This window comes from Castellaniella hirudinis, assembly GCF_042651965.1.
Lineage (GTDB): Bacteria > Pseudomonadota > Gammaproteobacteria > Burkholderiales > Burkholderiaceae_B > Castellaniella > Castellaniella hirudinis.
Map to the genome: position 1 here is coordinate 375,431 of NZ_JBHSDY010000002.1, position 23,450 is coordinate 398,880.

The 23,450-nt window shown below is 66.4% G+C and carries 17 protein-coding genes and 1 pseudogene; 14 read left to right on the forward strand and 4 right to left on the reverse strand.

The window, feature by feature from the left end; genetic code table 11:
• Positions 1 to 174 precede the first annotated feature (174 nt).
• From ACFO0J_RS03905 to ACFO0J_RS03940, 8 genes are all read left to right on the forward strand, one after another.
• Positions 175 to 1,113 (forward strand): helix-turn-helix domain-containing protein, encoded by a 939-nt coding sequence (locus tag ACFO0J_RS03905; RefSeq protein ID WP_376811740.1) that lies wholly within the window; start codon positions 175 to 177, stop codon positions 1,111 to 1,113.
• Between the two features lie 183 nt (positions 1,114 to 1,296).
• The gene (locus ACFO0J_RS03910; RefSeq protein ID WP_376811741.1) at positions 1,297 to 1,842 is read left to right on the forward strand and encodes a TRAP transporter small permease subunit; all 546 of its coding nucleotides are present in this window, start codon (positions 1,297 to 1,299) and stop codon (positions 1,840 to 1,842) included.
• Positions 1,839 to 3,167, forward strand: coding sequence for a TRAP transporter large permease (locus tag ACFO0J_RS03915; protein WP_376811742.1), 1,329 nt, complete (start codon positions 1,839 to 1,841; stop codon positions 3,165 to 3,167). Before ACFO0J_RS03910 ends, ACFO0J_RS03915 begins: the two co-directional genes overlap by 4 nt.
• A gap of 76 nt (positions 3,168 to 3,243) precedes the next feature.
• A complete protein-coding gene (locus tag ACFO0J_RS03920; protein ID WP_376811743.1) occupies positions 3,244 to 4,290 on the forward strand; it encodes a TRAP transporter substrate-binding protein in 1,047 nt (348 codons plus the stop codon).
• Between the two features lie 74 nt (positions 4,291 to 4,364).
• Positions 4,365 to 5,747: a glutamine synthetase family protein gene (locus tag ACFO0J_RS03925; RefSeq protein WP_376811744.1), complete on the forward strand. Its 1,383-nt coding sequence runs from the start codon at positions 4,365 to 4,367 to the stop codon at positions 5,745 to 5,747.
• Between the two features lie 39 nt (positions 5,748 to 5,786).
• Positions 5,787 to 7,172: an aldehyde dehydrogenase family protein gene (locus tag ACFO0J_RS03930; RefSeq protein ID WP_376811745.1), complete on the forward strand. Its 1,386-nt coding sequence runs from the start codon at positions 5,787 to 5,789 to the stop codon at positions 7,170 to 7,172.
• 12 nt (positions 7,173 to 7,184) lie between these two features.
• Positions 7,185 to 8,360, forward strand: a complete 1,176-nt coding sequence (locus ACFO0J_RS03935) for an iron-containing alcohol dehydrogenase (protein ID WP_376811746.1) — start codon at positions 7,185 to 7,187, stop codon at positions 8,358 to 8,360.
• A gap of 19 nt (positions 8,361 to 8,379) precedes the next feature.
• The gene (locus ACFO0J_RS03940; protein ID WP_376811747.1) at positions 8,380 to 9,840 is read left to right on the forward strand and encodes a M81 family metallopeptidase; all 1,461 of its coding nucleotides are present in this window, start codon (positions 8,380 to 8,382) and stop codon (positions 9,838 to 9,840) included.
• Positions 9,841 to 9,879: 39 nt separating this feature from the next.
• On the opposite strand, the gene hisN is transcribed toward ACFO0J_RS03940, so the two are convergent.
• Positions 9,880 to 10,680: a histidinol-phosphatase gene (gene hisN / locus ACFO0J_RS03945; RefSeq protein ID WP_376811748.1), complete on the reverse strand. Its 801-nt coding sequence runs from the start codon at positions 10,678 to 10,680 to the stop codon at positions 9,880 to 9,882.
• Positions 10,681 to 10,900: 220 nt separating this feature from the next.
• Between hisN and ACFO0J_RS03950 the strand changes: the two genes are divergently transcribed.
• The 4 genes from ACFO0J_RS03950 to ACFO0J_RS03965 are packed head-to-tail and all read left to right on the forward strand — an operon-like array spanning position 10,901 to position 15,458.
• Positions 10,901 to 11,920 carry an ABC transporter substrate-binding protein gene (locus ACFO0J_RS03950; RefSeq protein ID WP_376811749.1) on the forward strand — a complete coding sequence of 340 codons (1,020 nt, stop codon included), beginning with the start codon at positions 10,901 to 10,903 and terminating at the stop codon, positions 11,918 to 11,920.
• A gap of 51 nt (positions 11,921 to 11,971) precedes the next feature.
• Positions 11,972 to 12,982 carry an ABC transporter ATP-binding protein gene (locus ACFO0J_RS03955; RefSeq protein ID WP_376811750.1) on the forward strand — a complete coding sequence of 337 codons (1,011 nt, stop codon included), beginning with the start codon at positions 11,972 to 11,974 and terminating at the stop codon, positions 12,980 to 12,982.
• 15 nt (positions 12,983 to 12,997) lie between these two features.
• Positions 12,998 to 14,692, forward strand: coding sequence for an ABC transporter permease subunit (locus tag ACFO0J_RS03960; protein WP_376811751.1), 1,695 nt, complete (start codon positions 12,998 to 13,000; stop codon positions 14,690 to 14,692).
• A 1-nt stretch (position 14,693) separates the two neighbouring features.
• The gene (locus ACFO0J_RS03965; RefSeq protein ID WP_376811752.1) at positions 14,694 to 15,458 is read left to right on the forward strand and encodes a DeoR/GlpR family DNA-binding transcription regulator; all 765 of its coding nucleotides are present in this window, start codon (positions 14,694 to 14,696) and stop codon (positions 15,456 to 15,458) included.
• Between the two features lie 57 nt (positions 15,459 to 15,515).
• On the opposite strand, the gene ACFO0J_RS03970 is transcribed toward ACFO0J_RS03965, so the two are convergent.
• Both ACFO0J_RS03970 and ACFO0J_RS03975 read right to left on the reverse strand, forming a co-directional pair.
• The gene (locus ACFO0J_RS03970; protein WP_376811996.1) at positions 15,516 to 16,160 is read right to left on the reverse strand and encodes a GGDEF domain-containing protein; all 645 of its coding nucleotides are present in this window, start codon (positions 16,158 to 16,160) and stop codon (positions 15,516 to 15,518) included.
• Positions 16,161 to 16,178: 18 nt separating this feature from the next.
• Positions 16,179 to 17,333, reverse strand: a pseudogene (locus ACFO0J_RS03975) (7TMR-DISM family protein); the annotation flags it as partial.
• Positions 17,334 to 17,605: 272 nt separating this feature from the next.
• On the opposite strand from ACFO0J_RS03975, the gene ACFO0J_RS03980 reads away from it, so the two are divergent.
• On the forward strand, positions 17,606 to 18,319 hold the full coding sequence (locus ACFO0J_RS03980; RefSeq protein WP_376811753.1) for a ferredoxin--NADP reductase: 714 nt from the start codon (positions 17,606 to 17,608) through the stop codon (positions 18,317 to 18,319).
• Positions 18,320 to 18,431: 112 nt separating this feature from the next.
• Positions 18,432 to 20,591, forward strand: coding sequence for a 5-histidylcysteine sulfoxide synthase (ovoA, locus tag ACFO0J_RS03985; protein ID WP_376811754.1), 2,160 nt, complete (start codon positions 18,432 to 18,434; stop codon positions 20,589 to 20,591).
• Here the strand turns inward: ovoA and ACFO0J_RS03990 are convergent.
• Positions 20,588 to 23,425, reverse strand: coding sequence for a bifunctional diguanylate cyclase/phosphodiesterase (locus ACFO0J_RS03990; RefSeq protein ID WP_376811755.1), 2,838 nt, complete (start codon positions 23,423 to 23,425; stop codon positions 20,588 to 20,590). The genes ovoA and ACFO0J_RS03990 overlap by 4 nt on opposite strands.
• Between the last annotated feature and the right edge of the window lie 25 nt (positions 23,426 to 23,450).

Consider the following 23,450-nt stretch of genomic DNA (forward strand, 5'->3'; position numbering starts at 1 on the left):
ACCTTCATTGTGCGATATTTCAAGCATCACGTCAGGGTCATCCCTAATGGAAGCAGGGTCAAAGCCCCCGATTTTTCCAGGTATGCTCTTCAGGTTCGGTCTGTGTCTTTCCAGGAGAACCCGGTGGCGCTCTCGTCCTCTGAGCCTGCTGTCCCGCCCAGAAAACCGCGCCTGTTGCGGCGGGAACGCGTTGCGCACGACGCCGAGGACCATGCGCGCAACCTGAGCCAATGGGAACAAAGCTACAGCCAGTTCTCGTCCGGGCGCTTCGAGGGGCGCCTGACCGAACTCTGGCTGCCCGGCCTGCAAATCTTCCAGGAAACGGCCAACCAGGCCCTGCGCCAGTCCTGCGCCGCCTGGAATGATGCGCTGTGGTTCGGCCTGCCCGCCCCCGGCGTACCGGCCTCGCGCCTGGACGCCCAGCCGGTCCAGGGCGACACGCTGCTGTTCCGCCAGGGCGGCTGTGAATTCGAACTGAGCACCCCCGAACGCTGCCAGCTCTTCGGCATCGTCATCGACAAGACGCTGTTCGACGAACATTTCCCCTATGCGGACGCCCTGGGACTGCCCGGTCCGGGCGGCACCCTGGCCGTGCCGCCCGAACATTTCCGGCGCATCCTCGGCACGCTGCGCCAGGCGCTGTTTCCGCCCGACGGGCGGCCCGCCGCCACGCCCGAGCACATCCTCGATCTGCAGGAAACCGTGCTGGATCAACTGGGCGCCGCACTGGCGCACGGCAGCGCCCCGCCCCGGGGGGCGCATTATTCACGCATCCGCCACAGCCACCAGGTGGTCGGCCAGGCCTGCGAACTGGTGCTGGCGCAGCCCAGCCAGCGTCTGTCGATCGCCGACCTCTGCCGCCAGATGCACGTCAGCCGCCGCACGCTGCAATACTGTTTCCAAGAGGTGGCCGGCCTGTCGCCGCTCACCTACCTGCGCATCCTCAAGCTGAACCAGGTCCGCCGCCGGCTGCGCAGCACCGACGACCCGGCCAACCGGGTCACCCAGGCCGCCACGACCTGGGGCTTCGAACACCTGGGCCAGTTCTCCCGCGACTACCGCCGGCTGTTCGGCGAACTGCCGTCCAGCACCCTGCGCGACCCGGCCGACTGAGCCCGGCCCTCCACGTCGCGCCTTGCAAGGCGCTCCGATCCGTCCCGACTCGCACTAGGGTCATCCCTGATTTTGCCGAAATCCGATAAAGCGGTGCCGAAATCCGATGCCCGGCTGCCGTTTCGGGATAGCCGCGCGCGCACCGCCGGTCCACCATCTTCCTGAAGAAACCCGGCGGGGTCCATGCACCGGACCGACGCCGACCAGGAGGAGCGCGTGCCCCACATCATCAGGCTCTACGTGCGCTGGGTGGACCGGATCAACCGGTTCATCGGGCGTTTCGCCATGTACTTCGTGCTGATCATGATGGTCGGCTTTCTCTATGCAGCCGTCGTCCGTGTGGGTTTCAACCTCTACACCAACTGGATGATGGAAAGCGCCCAGTTCCTGCTGTCGGCCTATTACCTGCTGGGCGGGGGCTATTCGATGCAGCTCAACGCCCACGTCCGCATGGACCTGTTCTATTCGCGCTGGTCGCCGCGCACGCGGGCCGCCGTGGACATGGTCACGATCTGGATGGTGGTCGCCTTCTTGGTCTTCCTGCTGCTGGGCGGCATTTCCAGTTCCCAATATGCGCTGGAATATAACCAGCGCAACTACACCGCCTGGGCGCCGCCGCTGGCCCCCATCAAGATCATCATGACCTTCGGCATCTTCATGATGCTGCTGCAAACCATCGCCACGTTCTTCCGAGACCTGGCCGCCGCCTGCGGCAAGGAGATCGAATGAGCCACGAACTGATCACCCTGACCATGTTCGCCTCGTTGCTGATCCTGATGTCCACGGGGCAGCGGGTCTACGGCGTGGTGGGTTTCATCGGCGCCACGGCGGCCTATTTCCTGTGGGGCGGCAACGACATCGAGATGCCGTTCAACGCCACCTTTACCGTCCTGAACTGGTTTGCCCTGCTGACCCTGCCCCTGTTCGTCTTCATGGGCTTCATGCTGTCGGAATCGGGCCTGGCCGACCGGCTCTACCGCATGTTCCACGTATGGATGGGTTCCATGCCCGGCGGCCTGGGCATCGGCACCATCGGCCTGATGGTGATGATTTCCGCCATGAACGGGCTGAGCGTGGCCGGCATGGCCATCGGCGCCAGCGTGGCCCTGCCCCAGATGATGCGGCGCGGCTATGACAAGGTCATGATCACCGGCGTGATCCAGGCCGGCAGTTCGCTGGGCATCCTGATCCCGCCCAGCATCGTGCTGGTGCTGTACGCCATGATCGCCCGCCAGCCGGTGCTGCAACTGTGGCTGGGCGGCATTCTGCCCGGCCTGCTGATGGCGCTGCTGTTCACGGTGTACATCTACGTGCGCTGCCGGATGAACCCGGAACTGGGCCCGCCGCTGTCCGAGGAAGAACGCCGCGCCGCCGAACCCGAAAAATGGAAGCTGCTGGCCGAAGGCATCCTGCCGCTGGTGATCTTCGCCATCATGATGGGCTGCTTCATCACCGGCGTCACCAGCCTGGTGGAAACCTCGGCCCTGGGCGCCGGGCTGGCCACGCTGGCGGCCGCCCTCAAGCGCCGCCTGACCAAGGCCGTCATGGAGTCCTGCCTGCGCCAGACGCTGAGCGTGAGCTGCATGTTCATGTGGATCATTCTGGCGGCGCTGTGCTTCGGCGCGGTCTACGACGGCCTGGGCGCCATCAAGGCCATCGAGAAACTGCTGCTGAACGACCTGGAGCTGAGCCGCTGGACCATCCTGATCATCATGATGCTGTCCTTCATCGTGCTGGGCATGTTCCTGGACGACACGGCCATGCTGGTGATCGTGGCGCCGCTCTACATCCCGCTGATCAAGGTCCTGGGCTTCAGCCCGATCTGGTTCGGCATCCTGTACACCATCACCTGCCAACTGGCCTACATCATCCCGCCCTTTGGCTACAACCTGTTCCTGATGCGGGCCATGGCGCCGCCGGAAATCACCATTGTCGACATCTACAAATCCATCGTGCCCTTTGCGCTGCTGATGATGATCACCCTGGCGATCATCATGATCTTCCCGCAGATCGCACTGTGGCTGCCTGACCTGTATTCCAACCGCGCCCGATAGGCCCCAACACCCATCGGATCACACAACACGGGCAGCGGCGCGCGGGCCGCCCGCCCGACACCGGAGGACAGCACCCATGACACAACGACGACAGTTTCTGAAACTGGCCGGAGGCGCAGCCCTGGGGGCCGGCGCGATCGCCGCGCCCGCGATCGGACGCGCCCAGGCGCCCATCAAGTGGCGCCTGCAAACCTACGCGGGCCCGGCGCTGGCCGACCACGTGATCAAACCGTCCATCGACGCCTTCAACAAGGCCGCCAACGGCCAGATGGAAATCGAACTCTACACGGCCGACCAGCTGGTGCCGCAGGGCGAACTGTTCCGCGCCGTGCAGAAAGGCACGATCGACGCCGCGCAAAGCGACGACGATTCCATGGCCGCACCGGTGGACGTCGCCATCTTCGCGGCCTACTTTCCGCTGGCCTCGCGCTACAGCCTGGACGTGCCCGCCCTGTGGAACTGGTACGGCCTGAACAAGATCTGGGAAGAAGCCTACGCCGAGGTCAAGGGGGTCACCTGGCTCGGCACCGGGGCCTGGGACCCCTGCAACATGGCCACCACCAAGCCCATCCGTTCGCTGGACGACCTGAAGGGCCTGCGGCTGTACACCTTCCCCACCGGCGGACGATTCCTGTCGCGCCTGGGCGTGGTCCCCGTCACCCTGCCCTACGAGGACGTGCAGGTCGCCCTGCAAACGGGTGAACTGGACGGCGTGTGCTGGTCGGGCATCACCGAGGTCTACACGGTCGGCTGGGCGGACGTCACCAAATACTATCTGACCAACAACATCTCGGGCGCCTGGGCGGGCTCCTACATCGCCAACACCGAAAAGTGGCAGGCCGTGCCCGAACACCTGAAGACCCTGTTCCGTCTGTGCATGGACAGTTCCCACTACTACCGCCAGCACTGGTACTGGTGGGGCGAGGCCCACTACCGCACCCAGGGCGGCAAGCTGGAACTGACCAGCATCCCCGACGCCGAATGGAAGCAGGTCGAGACCGAAGCCCAGAAGTTCTGGGACGAGATCGCGACGCAGAGCCCGCGCAGCGCCAAGGTCGTGGAAATCCTGAAGCAATACGCAGGAATCATGGAAAAGGCCGGGCCTCCGTACCGCAACGCCTGACGCTGATCTGACTGCAACAAACCGGGCCCGACGGGCCCGGCTCCACACTCAATCCCGTGCCCCATAGGTGCATCATGCAAGAACGATCCATCCAGACCATCGACGAGGCCATCGCCCTGGTCGAGCAAAGCAGTCTGACCCACATCAAGCTGGGGCTGTCCGACATCGACGGCATCATCCGCGGCAAGTACATGCGCAAGGACAAGTTCATCAGCTCGCTGAAGAACGGTTTTGCCTTCTGCGACGTCGTGATGGGCTGGGATTCCAACGACGAACTCTACGACAACACCACCTTCACCGGCTGGCACACCGCCTACCCCGACGCGCAGGTCCGCATCGACCCCACGTCCTGCCGCCGCCTGCCGCTGGAGCGCAACGCCCAAGGCGAGGACATGCTGTTCTTCATCGCCGACCTGGACGGCCCGGCGGCCGAGGTCTGCCCGCGCCGCCTGCTGCACCGCATGATCGACCGCGCCGCCACGATGGGCTTCGACGCCCACGCCGCACTGGAATATGAATTCTTCATGTTCGACGAGACGCCCGATACCGTGCGCGAAAAGCAGTACCGCAACCTGAAGAGCTGGACGCCCGGCAATTGCGGCTATTCGGTGCTGCGCAGCACCGTGCACTCGGACTTCTACCAGGAATTGCTGGATCTGTGCGAACGCATGGACATGCCCATCGAAAGCCTGCACAATGAAACCGGCCCCGGTGTGATGGAGGCCGCCCTGGCGGTGGACGGCATCAGCCAGGCCGCCGACAAGGCCTTTCTGTTCAAGACCTTCACCAAAGCCCTGGCCGAGCAGCAAGGCCTGATGGCGACCTTCATGGCCAAGTGGTCGCACCACCATTCCGGCCAGAGCGGCCACATCCACCTGTCCCTGACGGATCGGAAAACCGGCGCCAACGTCTTCCACGACCCCAAGGCCGAGCACACCATGAGCGCGACCCTGCGCCATTTCGCCGCCGGCCAGCAGCGCTACATGCCTGAATTCATGGCGATGTACGCGCAAACCGTCAACAGCTACACGCGTCTGGTGCCGGGCTACTGGGCGCCGCTGGAAGCCAGCCTGGGCATCGAGAACCGCACCACGGCGCTGCGCATCATTCCGGGCGGCCCGAAGTCCCAGCGCGTCGAGGTCCGCATCGGCTCGGCCGACGCCAATCCCTACATCGCGCTGGCGGCGGCCCTGGGCTCGGGGCTGCTGGGCATCGAGCAGAAACTGGAACCGACCTTCACCTCGGGCAATGCCTACACGCAGGCATTTCCAGACGACATCAAATTCCCCTCCACGCTCTGGGATTCCGCCCAGCGCCTGCGCCGTTCGCAAGCCGCGCGCGGGCTGTTCGGCGACGCTTTCGTGAACCATATGGCGGCCACCCGCGAATGGGAAGAACGCAAGTTCCGCGAATACGTCACCGACTGGGAACTCCAGCGCTATTTCGAACTCATCTGAACCTGAACATCATCCGAACCGCAGCAGCGAGCGATCACCATGAGCGAACTCATCACCATCAGTCCCATCGACGGCCGGGAACTCCTGCGCCGCCCCCACGCCACCCAGGCGGACGCCGGGCGCATCGCGCAGGCCGCGCGGCAGGCCCAGCAAGCCTGGGCGCAGCGCCCGCTGAGCGAGCGCGTCACCATCCTCTCCGCCGCCATCGACCTCGTGCTGTCGCGCACGGACGCCTTTGCCGACGCCATCACGCGCCAGATGGGCCGCCCCATCAGCCAGGCGCCGGGCGAATTGCGCGGCTTTGCCGAGCGCGGCCGCTACATGCTGTCGATCGCCGAAGAAGCCCTGGCGCCCATCGTGCCGCCCGCCAAGGAATCGTTCGAACGCTCGATCGAGCGCGAGCCGGTCGGCGTGGTCCTGACCGTCGCCCCCTGGAACTATCCCCTGCTGACGGCGGTCAACAGCATCATCCCCGCGCTGGCGGCGGGCAACGCCATGATCCTGAAGCACTCCGACCAGACGCCGCTGTGCGCCGAGCAACTGGTGGCGGCCTTCACGGACGCGGGGGTGCCGGCCGGCGTGTTCCAGTACCTCCACGCCACCCATGACATCATCCGCGACCTGATCCAGTCGCCCGCCATCGACCACGTGGTCTTCACGGGCTCGGTGCGCGGCGGCGGCGCCATGGAAGAAGCCGCCGTCGGCCGCTTCATCGGCCGCGGCCTGGAACTGGGCGGCAGCGATCCGGCCTATGTGCGCGCCGACGCCGACCTGGCCCACGCGGTGGAAACGCTGGTGGACGGCGCGTTCTTCAACTCCGGACAATCCTGCTGCGGCATCCAGCGCATCTACGTGCACGAATCGCTGTACCAGGCCTTCGTGGATCAGGCCGTCGAGCTGACCCGACAGTATCGCCTGGGCGACCCCCTGGACCCCGAGACCAACCTGGGGCCGGTCGTGCGCGCCCGGGCCGCCGACGAAGTCCGCGCCGTCATCGCCGAATCCGTCCGCATGGGCGCGCGCAACTGCATCGACCCGGCGCACTTTCCCCAGGCGCGCGCCGAAGGCACCTACCTGGCGCCCGCGATCCTGACGAACGTCGACCACACCATGCCCGTCATGAACGAGGAATGTTTCGGTCCCGTCGTCGGCATCATGCCCGTCGCCTCGGACGAAGAAGCCGTGGCGCTGATGAACGATTCCAACTACGGCCTGACGGCCTCGGTCTTCACGCGCGACCTGGAGGCCGCGCGCGCGCTGGGCCGCCGGATCCAGACCGGCACCTTCTTCATGAACCGCTGCGACTACCTGGATCCGGCCCTGGCCTGGACCGGCGTCAAGAACACCGGGCACGGTATTTCCCTGTCCATCCTGGGCTACCACTCGCTGACCCGGGTCAAGTCCTATCACCTCCGTCTTCTGTAGGAACTCTGCGCCATGAACGCACCCATCGCCTCGCTTACCGCCAACTGGAACTACCCGACCGCCGTCAAGGCCGGCCCCGGGCGCATCCGCGAACTGCCGCAGCATTGCCGGGACATGGGCATGAAGCGCCCGCTGCTGGTGACCGATCCCGGGCTGGCGCCGCTGCCCATCGTCACCGGCGCGGTCCAGGCCTGCCGGGACGCCGGTCTGGACTGCGGCCTGTTTTCCGGCATCAAGGGCAACCCGACCGGCCGCAATGTCGAGGACGGTGTAGCCGCCTACCAGGCCGGCCGGCACGACGGCGTGATCGCCTTCGGCGGCGGCTCGGCGCTGGACGCGGCCAAGGCCATCGCCCTGATGGTCGGCCAGTCGCGTCCGCTCTGGGACTTCGAGGACATCGGCGACAACTACCTGCGCGTCAACGTGCAGGGCATGGCCCCGGTGATCGCGGTGCCGACCACGGCCGGGACCGGCTCTGAGGTCGGCCGCGCCTCGGTCATCACGGACGACGAGGCCCACGTCAAGCGCATCATCTTCCACGCCCGCATGCTGCCCGCCCTGGTGATCCTGGACGCCGAGCTGACCACGGCCCTGCCGGCCCGCCTGACGGCGGCGACCGGCATGGACGCCCTGTCGCACAATCTGGAGGCCCTGTGCTCGCCCTTCCATCACCCGATGGCCACCGGCATCGGCATGGAAGGCAGCCGCCTGGTGCATCAGTACCTGCGCCGCGCCGTCGAGGACGGCCAGGACATCGAAGCGCGCCACCAGATGCTGGTCGCCTCCAGCATGGGCGCCACGGCCTTCCAGAAGGGCCTGGGCGCCATGCACGCCCTGGCCCACCCGCTGGGCGCGCTCTATGACGCGCACCACGGCATGCTGAACGCCATCCTCATGCCCTATGTGCTGAAGGCCAATGAATCCGTGATCTCCGACACGATGACGCGCCTGGCGCGCTACCTGGACCTGCCCAAGCCCGGCTTCGGCGCGGTGCTGGACTGGGTGCTGGCGCTGCGCGAATCGATCGGCATCCCGCACACCCTGGCCGCCATCCATATCCCGGAAGCCGCCGTGGGCGTCGTCGGGGCGCTGGCCGTGCAGGACGGATCGTCGGCCACCAACCCGATCCCCTTCACCGCGCAGGAATACGACCGCATCCTGGGCCACGCGATCAGCGGCACGCTGTAACCCTGTCGGGAGAAACGTCATGGCCCGGATCGGCGTGCTCGGCTTTCTGCACGAAACCAATACCTTCGCCCCGGACGTCACCGGGCTGGACCGTTTCGAGGAGGCCGACGCCTGGCCGGGCCTGACCGAGGGCGAGGCGATCTTCGAGGCCACCCGGGACATGAACCTGGCGGTCAGCGGCTTCATCTCCGCCATGCAGGCCGCCGGGCATGAGATCGTCCCGTTGCTCTGGTGCTCGGCCAATCCGTCCGGCCCGGTCGCGGACGCGGCCTTCGAGACCATCACCGCCCGCATCGAGACGCATCTGCAGGGCCTGTCCCTGGACGGCCTGTTCCTGGATCTGCACGGTTCGATGGTCACCCAGAGCCTGGACGACGCCGAGGGCGAACTGCTGCGGCGCCTGCGTGCGGTCACGGGACCGGAACTGCCTTATGTGGCCGCACTGGATTTCCACGCCATCGTCACCCAGGCCATGGTGGACCGGACCCAGGCCATGGTCGCCTATCACAGCTACCCGCACGTGGACATGGCCGACACCGGCGCGCGGGCGGCGCGCATGATGCAGCGCCTGCTCGCCGGCGAGGCCTTTTTCGCCGCCTGGCGCAAACTGGACTTCCTGGTGTCCATGCCCTGGCAAAGCACACTGGGCGACGAACCGGCCGGCGCGCTGATGGCGGCCGCCCGCGCCCTGGAAACCGAGGACTGCCCGGAAGTCCAGTTCATCCCCGGTTTTCCCCTGTCGGACACGCCCGAATCCGGGCCCGCCGTGCTGGTTTACGCCCGCGTGCCCGCGCGCGCCAATCATGCCGTCCAGACCCTGGTCCAGGCCATCGAGGCCCGCCGGACCGCGTTCAACGGCCGTTTGTACGCCCCGGACGAAGCCCTGGACGCCCTGGCGGGCCGGGATGCGGGACGCTACATTCTGGCGGACACCCAGGACAATCCGGGCGGCGGCGCGGCCGGCGACACCACCGGCGTGCTGCGCGCCTTGCTGGACCGCAAGGTGCGGCAGGCCTGCGTGGCCGTGCTGTGCGATGCGGACTTTGCCCGCGCGGCCCACGCGCTGGGGGTGGGCGCCTCTATTGACCTGCCCCTGGGGGGCCGCGGCTTTCCGGGGGACGAGCCCGCCACGGGACCGTTTGAAATCCTGGCCCTGGGCGACGGCCGCCTGGTGGGGACCGGCCCGTTCTATCTGGGCTGCCGCATGGATCTGGGCCCCATGGTGCGCGTGCGCCGCGACGGCGTGGATATTCTGGTGTCCAGCCGCAAGCAGCAGGCCGCCGACCAGGCGATGTTCCGCCACCTGGGCGCCGATCCCCGGGACTACCGGATGCTGGTGTTGAAAAGTTCGGTCCACTTCCGCGCCGACTTCGCGGCGCTGGCCGACGAGATCCTGATGATCAAGGCGCCCGGCGCCAATACGGCCGATCTGCACGACCTGAGGTTCAAACGCCTGCGGCCCGGCGTCGAGATCCGGTGAGCGGCCTTGACGGCCGGCCACCTTTCAAGACCCGCGCCCTCAGGCCTGCGCCGCCAGGACTTCCAGGGCCTGGCGATGCAGCTCGGCGTTGGCCGCCGCCAGCACCCGGCCGTCGGACTTCGGGCTCAGGGCCCGACCCTGCCAGTCCGTGATGACGCCGCCCGCCTCCTCGATCACCGGCGCCAGCGCCAGGTAGTCATATGGCATCAGGCCGGCTTCGGCCACCAGATCGATCATGCCGCTGGCCAGCAAGGCATAGGCATAGCAGTCGCCGCCGAAACGCCGCAGGTGGACCGCCGCGCTCAGGCGCTCGAAGGCGCGGGCGTCCTCGCCCTCGAAGATGTCCGGCGTGGTGGCCTGGAGAATGGCTTCCTGCAGGCTCGTCACCGTGCGCGTGCGGCAGCGTTCGCCGTTCAGCCAACTGCCGCGTCCGCGCACCCCGACCCAGCGTTCCCCCGTACTGGGGATGTCGATGATGCCGAACAGGGGGCGCTGTTCGTGCAGCACGGCCAGCAGGCAGCCCCACAAGGGATTGCCGGTGATGAAGCTGCGGGTGCCGTCGATCGGATCGATCGACCAGACGATGGGCGCCTCGCCCGCCTGGATGCCGAATTCTTCGCCCAGCAGGCCGTGATCCGGATAGCGGCGGGCGATTTCGGCGCGCAGGAATTCCTCGACCCCGCGATCGGCCACGGTGACCGGACTGGCGTCCGCCTTGGTTTCGATCGGCGGCCGATGGCGGAACCATCGCAGGGCGATCGAGCGGGCTTGGCCGACCAGATCCTGAGCAAAATCGAGGACCTCGTCGGTCCAGGCCGGTACGGTATGTGGAATCGACATCGCGCGCTCCCGTGGCGATTGACTGGGGATCTGAACCTGATGCACTGAATCTGATGGAAAAGTATTCTGAATGCTCTTGCATGATTTTGCAAATTTCCACAAAATAACAACTCAAGGCGCCTCGGATCACTGGCACGACCACAACACGCCATCCCTGCGGCTGCCGCGAATTCACTTCATCCGGCACAGACCGGCTTCCACACGACAGCAGGAGACACGCATGCAACATTCCACACAAAAGGCTTTTGCCGCAGCGTTCGCGCTGGCCGGTGCCGGCCTGATCCACAGCGCCGTCCAGGCCAAACCCCTGACCATCTACACCGCCCTGGAAGACGACGAAGTCACCGAATACATGGCCGCCGCCAAGACCGCCATGCCCGACGTCGAATTCCACGTGCTGCGCCTGTCCACCGGCGACATGGCCGCCCGGCTGCTGGCCGAGGCCAAGAACCCGCGCACCGACGTGGTCTGGGGCTTCGCCGTCACCAATATGCTGGACCCCCGCATCCACGACGCGCTGATGAAGTACCAACCCGCGGCGGCCCAGCAACTGGCGCCGATCTACCGCGGCAAGGACGGCACCTGGTTCGCCGCCACCGGCTACATGGCGGCGTTCTGCGTCAACACCGACCGCCTCAAGGCCAAGAACCTGCCGATGCCCGCCTCCTGGGAAGACCTGACCAAGCCGGAATACAAGGGCGAGCTCGTCATGCCCAGCCCGGCCGCCTCGGGCACGGGCTGGCTGCAGATCGCCGCCATCCTGCAGGGACTGGGCCAGGACAAGGGCTGGGATCTGATCAAGCGCCTGAACGTCAACATGGCGCAGTACACCAGCTCGGGCTCCAAGCCCTGCAAGATGGCGCGCACCGGCGAATACGCCATCGGCATCTCCTTCGCCTTCCCGGCCATGCAATCCATCGAAGCCGGCTTCCCGGTCAAGATGGTGATCCCGTCCGACTGGGAAGGCTATGAGCTGGAGGCCTCCGGCATCCTGTCGAGCACCAAGAACCCGGACGACGCCAAGCGCTTCCTGGACTGGACGCTGTCCCCGGAAGCCGCCGCCCTGTACAAGAAGTACAAGGAAATCGTCACCATCCCCGGTGTCGAGCCTTCCGAGCAACTGAGGAAGGCCGGCCTGCCGCAGGACGTGTCCAAGCTCCTGTTCCCGATCGACTTTGAAAAATCGGCCGCCGACCGGGCGGAAACGCTCAAGACCTGGCAGCAGGTCACCGCCCGTTAATCTCTTTGGGGGCCGTGCCGCGCGGCCGGCCCCGCCGCACCCGGAGGCTGCATGAGTCTGGAACTCTCCCACGTCCGCAAATCGTTCGACAGTTTTCAGGCGCTCAAGGACATCAACCTGAGCGTCGGGCCGCACGATTTCGTCTGTCTGCTCGGCCCCAGCGGCTGCGGCAAGACGACCCTGCTGAGAATCATCGCGGGGCTCCTGCAAGCCGACGAGGGCGAAATCCTGTTCGCGGGCCAGGACCTCAGCCAGATGCCGCCGCGCAGCCGCAATTTCGGCATCGTCTTCCAGTCCTATTCGCTGTTCCCCAACATGACCGTGCGCGAGAACATCGGCTACGGGCTGCGCATCCGCCGCGAGCCCGCCGACCGCATCGCCGCACGCGTCGACGAATTGCTGCACCTGATCCGCATCCCGGACATGGCCGAGCGCTTCCCCTGGCAGCTCTCGGGCGGCCAGCAGCAGCGCGTGGCCATCGCCCGCGCCCTGGCCGTCAATCCGCGCCTGATCCTGCTGGACGAACCGCTTTCGGCCCTGGACGCGCGGGTGCGCAACGAAATGCGCCATGAAATCCGCGAGGTCCAGCGCCGCCTGAAGATCCCGACCATCATGGTGACGCACGACCAGGAAGAAGCCCTGATGCTGGCCGACACCATCGTTTGCATGAACAACGGCGTCATCGAACAAGTGGGTTCTCCGCAAGCGCTCTACCACGCGCCCAAGACCCGCTTCGTGGCCGACTTCATCGGCCTGAGCAATCTGCTGCCGCCGGACTGGGTGCGTCCGCATGCGCCCGAGGTGCTGGAGGCGAATCCGCCGCCCGCCGACGCATCGGACTGGCTGCTGTGCGTGCGCCCCGAACACATCCGCCTCGAAGCCGACGCCGACGGCCCGGCCATCGTCCGCTCCGCGACCTTCCTGGGCAATCTGTGCCGCATGACGCTGCACTGGGGCGGCATGGACCTGCAGGTCGAACAGCACGCCGCGTCCGCGTACCACGAAGGCGACCGGGTCCGCCCGGTGATCAACCCCGCGCACGGCTGCTGGGTCGCGGCGTAACACAAGGAGACCGGCATGTCCCAGTCCCCCACGGCGGCTTCATCTTCCGGCCCCTGGTTCCCCAGCCTGTCCGGCAGCCCCGAACAATGGCTGACCCGGATCTGCGTCGCCGTCCCGACGCTGGCGCTGATTCTGTTCTTCGGCTATCCCCTGCTGACGATCTTCTGGCAAAGCTTCGTCCAATGGGACGGCACGCTGGGCCTGGGCAACTACGCCGACATTCCCTCCACGCCGGGACTGGTGACGGCCGGGCTCAACAGCCTGTCGATCAGCCTGAGCACCACCCTGGTCTGCATCCTGCTGGGCTTTCCCATCGCCTACGCGCTGGAACGCAGCCGCATCCGCTTCAAGGGCTGGATCCGGCTCAGCCTGCTGCTGCCGCTGCTGGCCCCCTCGCTGGTGCAGGGCCTGGGATTGCTGTTCCTGCTGGGGCGCAACGGCCTGGTCTTCCAATGGACGGGCATCGAGCAGAACATCTACGGCTACTGGGGGCTGCTGCTCTCGGACGTGTTCTACGCCCTGCCGCAAGCCATCATGATCATCCAGGCGGCCCTGCGCAACGCCGACGCCCGCTACTACGACGCCGCCACCGTAATGGGCGCGACGCCCAGCCAGCAGTTCTTCCACATCACGCTGCCCAACTGCAAGTTCGGCCTGCTGAGCGCGGCCTTCGTGGTCTTTACCATCACGATCACCGACTTCGGCAACGCCGCCGTGATCGCCGGAGACTACCGCGTGCTGGCGACGGAGATCTTCAGCCAGGTCTCGGGGCAGCAGAACTTCGGCATGGGTTCGGTGGTGGGCATCATCCTGCTGCTGCCCGCCCTGGCGTCGGTCTACATCGAACGGGTGGCGTCCCAGAAGCAGTTCGGCGGCAGTTCCGACAGCCGGATTCCGCTGCAGCCGGTCCCGTCGCGCTGGCGCGACGCCGGCCTGGGGCTGATCACTCATGCCACGGCCCTGTCCATCTGGGCGATCATCGTCGTCGTCATCTTCGCCAGCTTCGTCAAGCTGTGGCCCTACAACATGACCCTGACGCTGGCGAACTTCCACGTCAACATCGCCAGCGGCTACCAGCCGATCTGGACCACGCTGTACGTCTCCGTGGCGGCCGCCCTGATCGGCATCGTGCTGCTGTTCCTGCTGGCCTACGGCGTGCGCAATCTGCAGGGCCGGGTGGCCAAGGCCATCTACCTGATGGCCGTCCTGCCCGTCGGCGTGCCGGGGCTGGTGCTGGGCCTGTCGTACATTTTCACCTTCAACGACCCGATGTACCCCCTGCACTGGCTGTACGGCAGCGCGCTGCTGATCGCCCTGTGCAACTTCTACCACTATCACACCCAGGGATTCCTGACGATGGCCACCGGCATGCGCATGGTGCCCCAGGCCCTGGAAGAAGCCGCCGCCTGCCTGGGCGGCAAGGTCCGCCACGTCATGGGCGACGCCATCCTGCCGGTGATCGCGCCGACCGTGCTGGCGGTCTTCTTCTTTCTGTTCATGCGCTCGATGGTGACCCTGTCGGCGGTCATCTTCCTGGTCACCCCGCAGCTCAACGTCGCGGCCGTGTCCGTGATGCACCTGAACGAGGCGGGTTTCGTGTCCCAGGCGGCGGCCTTTTCCACGATCATCATTGCTGTCGTCGCGGTTGCCATGCTGCTGATGCGGGCGCTGGTTTACTATTTCCGCCCCAATCTTTCCGTCGAGACCTGACATGTGGTCCGAAGCGCGCCATCAGAAAATCCGCCTGCTGCTGCAACGCCACGGACGGATCACGACCGAGGACACCATCCGCGAACTGGGCGTCTCGCGGGAAACGGTCCGACGGGATTTCCTGGAACTGGAGGCCCTGGGCCTGCTGCAGCGCGTGCACGGCGGGGCGGTTCATCTCAGTGACGAGCCCCCCATCGACAAGCGCAACACCATCCACATCGCGGCCAAAAAAGCCATCGTCCGCGCGGTCGCCCAACGGCTGCGCACGCCGGTCACCCTGTTCATGGATGCCGGCAGCACCACCACGCTCCTGGCCCGCGAATTGTCACAGCTCAGCGGCCTGACCCTGATCACCAATTCATTGAGCGCGGCGGCCTGCTTCACCGAACTGCCCGGCAACCCGGACAACCAGATCATCATCCTGCCGGGGGTGCTGAACACCGCCTTGTCCTCGACCTCGGGCGCTTCGACCATTCTGCAGATCCAGACCTTCCACGCCGACATCGCCCTGTTGTCGCCGGTCGCGGTCAACGCCCGCCAGGGCGCGGCCAGTTTCCTGCACGACGAGGCGCTGATCGCCCGCGCCATGTCCGAGGGCGCCGACCAGACCTGGATCCTGGCCGATCACAGCAAGATCGGCGCCGCCAGCCGGGAAACCTACTGCCCGGCCGAGCGCATCGACCGGTTGTTCTGCAACAGCCAGGCCCGTCAGACCGAAGGGTTCGAGGCCCTGCAAGCCAAGGTCGGCGAGGTCGTACTGGCCTGAGCCCGGGCGGCCGTTCTCGTTGAACGCAATCGCCGGCGTCGTTTCCCGTCGCCGACTCTACGCGTCGCCCGCCACCAGCCGGTCCCGGCCGTCGGCCTTGGCGCGGTACAGGCTTTCGTCTGCACGGCGGAACACCGTCTGGGACGTTTCGCCCGCCCGCCATTGGGCGGCACCCGCACTCAGGGTCAGCTTGATCACCCGGCCGCCCCCCAGGTCAATCGGATTGCGCCGCACGTGATCCAGCACGCCGGCGGCCAGCACGACCGCATCGTCCAGGGCAGTGGCCGGCAGCAGGGCCACGAACTCTTCGCCGCCGAAACGCGCCAGCACGTCCGAGCGGCGCCGCAGCAGGTTCAGCAGCACCTCGGCAACCCAGCGCAGCACCGCATCGCCCGCATCGTGCCCGTACACGTCATTGACCTGTTTGAAATGGTCCAGGTCGAAGATGACCAGCGTGCCTCCGAGCTCGGCCGCGCCTTCCGCTTCAGCGCCCCGTGCCAGCGCCTCGTCCAGGCCGCGCCGGTTGAGCAGCCCCGTCAGCGGGTCGTGCAGGGTCAATTCGCGCAACTGCCGGTTGGCTTGCTCCAGCGCCCCCATGGTGGCGCGCAGGTCCGCCGTACGCGACTGAACCTCGTGCTGCAAGGAGCTGCGCGCGTCGGCTTCGATCTCCAGCGCCCGGTGCATCAGGTCATGCAGTTGCATGACTTCGGCGTAGGTCAGCAGGAATATCTGGCTGCCCAGGGCGATCTGCATCCAGCGCTCCTGGGCCATGAAACCGGGAATGTAGCCGAAGGCCGCCAGCCCGTAGGCCAGGTAACCGGCGAAGAACAGCAGCCAGGACAGCACGTACCAGCGCGCGGCGCGCTCGCCCCGCCGCAGATGGCGCAGGCCCAGGCCGAACATCGCCACCATGCAGACCAGCGCATAGGCCGTATTGATCTTGATGATGAGTTCGTAGGGCACGATCAGGCTGGCCGCGAACAGCGCCGCGCCGATCCCGGCCAGAATGCGGACCAGCCAGGCCTGGCGCGGCCAGCGGGCGGGCCCGATGCCCAGGAAGTGTCGCGTGAACAAGAGCAGGCTGAGGATGGCCAGGGTCTCGGTCAGCGGCACCGAGCGGTTCGCCAGCCAGGGTCAGTCCGGCCATAGGTATTGAAACGACAGGCCGGACATGGAGGTCAGGAACAGCCCGGCGCAGACAACGTAGGCGGCGTTGTAGAGAGACTGGCGGATCCGCAGCCGCAGATAGAGGGCGGCATTGAACAGGGCCAGCATGATCAGGGTCCCCAGGAACATGCCCTGGCTCAGGCCCTGGTCCTGGGTCTCGCCGATGGCCGAGGCGCCCGAGCGCAGTGACAGGGGCACATTGATCGCCCCGCTGCTGCGCACCCGGAGGATGACCGCAAGCGACTGTCCGGGCCTGAAATCCAGCGGCAGCAGAAACAGGCGGTGGCGCACCGGCCGCAGGCCGAAGGGCCGGGCATCCCCCATGCGCTCTGCGCTCAGAAGCTGGGGCGAGGCCCGGGGATCGATGCCGGTCCCCAGGTCGTAGATCCAGGCGTCGACTTCGTCGAGCAGCGGATAGTCGAGCTGCAGAAACCAGACGCGGCCCGCACCTTCCAGGTTGCGCAAGGGGATATAGATCCAGTAGTCGGCCTGATTCTGGCGGAACACGAACTGGTCTGCATCCCTGCGATCCATCATCAGACGGCCGCCCAGGATGTCGTCCGGACCGAGGGTCCGGGCCTCGTCCCGCAAAAAGCACAATTGCGGCAGCGAGGGGACCTCGGTCTTTTCGAGAGACAGCGCAAACATGGGACAGGCGGTCTCGGACACGGCGGCAGCCGCGCGCGCCGGCATGAGCAGGCACAGCATCAGGCTGATCAAGAATATGAGCCAGCCCCCACGCTTCCATGCTGACGCATGGTGCGCTGCCCCCCGAGGGGGCGTTTTTTGCCTTGGGGCGGCCCGGCGGCAAAAAAAGCCCCCGCGCTGCCGTGCCGGCGCATCGCACGCTATTCCCCGGTCGAGATCCGACAGATCAGCCTCCCAGTGACCTCAGATGTGAAACGGACTATCGTTTTTGTGCATCGAAGAGGATTATGGAACAAAACGCGCCCATCGGGGGCGAACCAAGGGAGAACATCATGGCGATCCTGCCCAGCGCATTGCTGCACATCGACGACATCGCGCGCGACACCGTCGCGGTCCATTTTCGCAAGCCCGACGATTTCCAGTTCCAGCCCGGACAGACGATTTCGCTGACGCTGCCGTCCGAGGCGCCGGACGCCCCGCCCCTGCGGCACACCTTTTCACTGGTCAGCGCCCCGCACGAGAACGAGCTGTGCATCGCCACCCGCGTGCGCGCCAGCCCGTACAAGCAGGCCCTGACGCGGCTGCGACCCGGCGCCGAGCTGAAGTTCAGCGGTCCCTATGGCAAGCTGACGCCGCCTGCGGACACGAGCCGTCCCCTGGTCCTGGTCGCCGGCGGCATCGGCATCACACCCTGCGTCAGCCTGCTGCGCGACGCCACGCACCAAGGCTCGGACCGGCCCATCCGGCTGCTCTATTCCAATCGTTCTCCGGCGCAAGCCGCCTTTCTGGAGGAACTGCGCACGCTCGCGCAGCGCAATCCGCATCTGCGCCTGCTGGTCACCCTGACCGGTCCGGCCGACGGCGCCTGGGACGGGCTGCGCGGCCGGATTGACGCGGCCATGCTGCGGCAGGCCCTCCAGGGGCTGGATGCGCCCCAGTGCTACGTCACCGGCGCGCCCGCCATGGTAGAGGAGATCCGCGCGCGCCTGGCCGAAGCCGGCGTCCCCGACGATGCCGTCCTCGACGAGAGCTTCCACGGCTATTGAATGCCCCCCCGGCGCCCACGCCACCGGCCTCGCGTGCCACGAGGCCGTGGTAGTCTAAATGGTTGATCCGTCCAGGCCATGCCCGCCGCATGGCCGAATCCGCAGGAATCCGATGATGCATGCTCCCGCCTCGCCCCTGTCCCCTTCCGATGACGCCCGTACCGCGCCCGACGCGCTGTTCGCACGCACCCCCGACCTGGCCGAGCCGGACACCGACCGCCTGCGCGCCTCGATCCGGCGCTATTTCCTGGACACCTTCGACCGCTACGAATCCCTGTTCCAGTGCCTGGCCAACGACGAGGCTTATATCGTCAAGCCGATCCCCCTGCGCCATCCGCTGATCTTCTACTTCGGCCACACCGCGACCTTCTTCGTCAACAAGCTGCTGCTCACTCGCCTGATCGACGGACGCCTGGACCACCGGCTGGAATCGACCTTCGCCGTCGGCGTGGACGAGATGAGCTGGGACGATCTGGACGAAGCCCACTACGACTGGCCCTCCGTGGCCGAGGTCCGCGCCTACCGCGACCGCGTGCGCGCCCTGGTCCTGGACCTGATCGACCATGCCCCGCTGCAATCGCCGATCGACTGGCAGAACCCCTGGTGGGCCATCATCATGGGCATCGAGCACGAACGCATCCACCTGGAAACGTCTTCGGTCCTGATCCGCCAGCACGCGCTGAAATACGTGCGCGCCGTACCGGACTGGGCGCCCATCCCCGCCACCGGCGGCGAGCCGCCCGAAAACGGTCTGGCGCGCGTGCCCGCCGGCACCGTCCGTGTGGGCAAGGCCTTCGACGATCCGCAATACGGCTGGGACAATGAATACGGCGAGCACACGGCCCAGGTGGAATCCTTCGAGGCCGGACGCTTCCTGGTCAGCAACCGCGAATTCCTGGCCTTCGTCGAGGCCGGCGGCTACCGCAATCACCGCGACTGGACCGAAGAAGGCCGCCAGTGGCTGGCCTACAGCCAGGCGGAACACCCGACCTTCTGGGTCAAGAAGACCCAGGGCTGGTCGCTGCGCCTGATGACCCACGAAATCCCCATGCCCTGGTCCTGGCCGGTCGAGGTCAACTACCTGGAAGCCAAAGCCTTCTGCAACTGGAAGGCCGCCGAAACCGGCCAGCCGGTGCGCCTGCCCACCGAGGATGAATGGTACCGGCTGTACGACGCGGCCGGCCTGAGCGACCCCGGCGACGCGCCCTGCGCGGCCAATCTGCACCTGGACCACGGCGCCTCGTCCTGCCCGGTGGACACTTGGCGCCACGGCGACTGGTACGACGTGGTGGGCAATGTCTGGCAGTGGACCGAAACCCCCACCTACCCCTTCGACGGCTTCGACGTCCACCCGATCTACGACGACTTCACGACGCCGACGTTCGACGGACGCCACAACCTGATCAAGGGCGGCTCCTGGATCGCCTGCGGCAACGAGGCCGTGCGCGCCTCGCGCTACGCCTTCCGGCGGCATTTCTTCCAGCACGCGGGCTTTCGCTATATCACGTCCCACGCGCCCGCCGAGGCCCCGGCCGCCTACTACGAAACCGACAAGCTGATGTCGGAATACGCCGAGTTCCACTACGGCGACTCGTATTTCGACGTCCCCAATTTCTCGCAGGCCCTGGCGCAACGGGCCATCAAGGCCCTGGGCGACCGGCCGCGCCGCCGCGCGCTGGACCTGGGCTGCGCCTCCGGGCGGGCCACGTTCGAACTGGCCCGCGCCTTCGAACACGTCACCGGGGTGGATTTCTCGGCGCGCTTCATCAACCAGGGCGTGCAACTGATCCAGACGGGCCAGTTGCGCTACACCCTGGCCGACGAGGGCGAACTGGTGTCCTACAAGACCCGCACGCTGGCCGAACTAGGCCTGGGCGACGCCCTCGAACGGGTGGAGTTCTTCCAGGGCGACGCCTGCAATCTGAAGCCGCAGTACACGGACTACGACCTGGTCCTGGCCGCCAACCTGATCGACCGCCTGTACGACCCGGCCCGCTTCCTGGACCGGATCCACGAGCGCATCGTCCCGGGCGGCCTGCTGCTGATCGCCTCGCCCTATACCTGGCTGGAAGAACATACGCCGCGCGCCGCCTGGCTGGGCGGCTTCAAGCGGGACGCGGAAAACCACACCACGCTGGACGGCCTGAAGGAACACCTGGCGCCGCATTTCCGCCTGCTGACCGAGCCGCAGGACGTACCCTTCGTCATCCGCGAGACACGACGCAAGTTCCAGCACACGCTGTCGCAACTGACGATCTGGGAACGGCTTTAGGATGGGTGGCCCAGGACGAAGCGCTCGAAGGCGTCGGGGTCCAGCGGCCGGCTGAAGTGATAACCCTGGATGTCGTCGCAGCCGCTGGCCTTGAGAAAGGCCAGTTGCTCGGCGGTTTCCACGCCTTCGGCGATGGTGCTCATGCTCAGGCTGCGGGCCATCTGGATGATGGCCGATGCAATCGCCTGATCGTCCATATCCGAATCGATGTCGCGCACGAAGCTCTGGTCGATCTTGAGCTTGTGGATCTTGAAGCGCTTGAGGTAACTGAGCGATGAATAGCCCGTGCCGAAATCATCGATCGCCAGGCGGATGCCGCGCTGGTGCAGTTCCTGGATTTTCTGCGCGGCGGTTTCCGGGGTCTTCATGGCGGCCGCCTCGGTCAGTTCCAGTTCCAGGCATGGCGGCGGCACGCCCGCCTCGTCCAGCATCCGGCTGATCCGGTCGGGCAGGTCGGGCTGGTCGAACTGCACGGCGGACAGGTTCACGGCGATGACCAGATCGGTCAGGCCGCGATCCAGCCAGGTCCGGATCTGCCGCAAGGCGGTGCGCAGCACCCAGTCGCCGATGGAGCCGATCAGGCCGGTCGATTCGGCGATCGGAATGAACTCGGCCGGGCTGACGTTCCCCCATTGAGGGGACTCCCAGCGCAGCAGCGCCTCGGCGCCAAAAATACGGTGTTCCGACAGGCGCAGTTGCGGCTGGTAGACCAGGCGCAGTTCGCCGCGCTGCTGCGCCTGTTTCAAGGCGTGGCCCAACGCGATCAGGCGGACGGTGCGCACCTGCATTTCGGGCGTGAAGAAGCAACTGCCGTTGCGGCCGTCGGCCTTGATCCGATACATGGCGGTTTCGGCGTGTTTGAGCAGCACGTCGAGCTGGTCGGCGTCGGCCGGATACAGGGCAATGCCGATGGACGCCGTCACGAAGATTTCCTGATCGCCCAGTTGCAGCGGCCGCGCCACGACGTCCAGCAGCGCCTGCGCCCCACGGGCGGCGTCCTGCTGGTTGGCGCCCGGCAGCAGGGCCAGGAAATCGTCGCCCGACAAGCGCGACAGAATATCCTGCCCACGCAGCGCCGTGCGCAGGCGATGGGCCATTTCCCGCAGCAGGATGTCGCCCGCCTGATGGCCCAAGGTGTCGTTGATGTCCTTGAACCGGTCCAGGTCGATCCACAAAACGGCCAGCACGTGGAATTGCCGGCTGGCATATTGAAAATGCTCGTGCAGCAAGGCGCGGTTGGGCAGCCCGGTCAACTGGTCGTAGTTCGACAGTTGCTGGATCCGGGCGGCGGCCTGCTGCTTTTCGGTGATGTCTTCCTTCAGTGACAGGTAGTTGGTGATGTCCCCCGCGGCGTTGCGCACCGGATAGACCAGCACGGATTCAGTGAACTCCTGGCCGGCCTTGCCCAGGCTGATCAGTTCCCCCTGCCAGGGCTCGCCCCGGGCGACCTGGGTGGTCATGTCGAGCACGGTCGATGCCGGCACGCGGGGGGACCATAGATCGGCCGGGTTGCGGCCCAGCAATTCCTGGTTGGTGTAGCCGCTCAAGCGGCTGTAGGATTCGTTGACGTATTCGATGCGGTAAGCCGCGTCCAGAATCATGATGGACACCGGGCTCTGCGCCACCGCCAGGGAAAACTTGCGCAGCATCTGCTCGGTTTCGTGGCGCTGGGTGACATCCCGGGAAATGACGACGTAACTGTCGTCCAGCCCCGTCCGGGCCGGCTTGCGCGCGACGGACAGTTCGAACCAGCGGGTCTCTCCACCGACCTTCAGGCTCAGGACCCGGCCATGCGAAGTGCCTTGCCGGCCGGCCTCTTCAAGCGCGGCGTACACCGTATCGGCGGCCTGCGGCGGCAGCACGTCCGACACCAGCCGGTTCGGCAGGCCGGCGCCGCGCCGGCGCCCCTCCGTCCCGGCCGCGGCATGCACGGCCAGATAGCGGCCCCGGGCATTCATCTCGACCACCAGGTCGGGCAATGCATCCAGGGTTGCCTGCAGGCGCTGGCGGGACTCGTCCATCATGGCATAAGGACGCTGGACGGTTTCCACGAAAACCGCCCGGTACAGGTACAGATAGGCCAGCACTTTGTAGCAGTGCCCGAACAGGTTATAGACGTCCGCCGTACCCAGGTAGTGCGTCAGAAAGAATTCGCTCTGGGCCATGATGCAGGCGGCGGCAAACAGCGCGCCGACGTTGAAGTGGCGCGGCCGGCGCATGAGCCACAGCAGCCGGACCGCCGCCAGCAGGTTCAGGGCAAGAATCCCGTATTCGGCGCCGATCGTGAACGTGGTCAGCCCCCAGCCCCGGATATAGACGGCAGGGAGCCACGCCGGCGCACGGAAGATCAGCACCGTCACCCCGAAGACCAGCGCCAGGACGAGCAGTTGCCGGCCGCCCAAGGGAATCCAGATCGGACGGATCCGCCAGGGCAGCCAGACCGCGACCAACAGGCCCAAGGCCCCCACCAGCCGGGCCGCCAGCCAGAAATAGGTGCTGCGCGCATGCGAACCCGGCCCGATGAAATCCGGCATCCCATCCAGGGACAGCACATGCAGGCAATCCAGCAGCGCCACCGCCAGAAAGGCGCTCGCCAGCCACAGGAGATTGGCCGGCAGGGTTTCGTGTCGCGAGCTCCAGATGATCCCGAAAATGAGGGATGCCACCACGATGGACAGCATTTCCAGCGCCATGTGCAGCGGCAGAAAATGGCTGACATCGCTGGCGGCGGCCGGCAGGCGCAGGGTCATGACCACGATCAGGATCACCAGCAGCGCGCTGGTGGCGCCGAACGCGCGGCGAGATTCCGCAAGGTGGGCCGGATGAAGGATCATGGACACAGTTCAGGGAATGTGATTC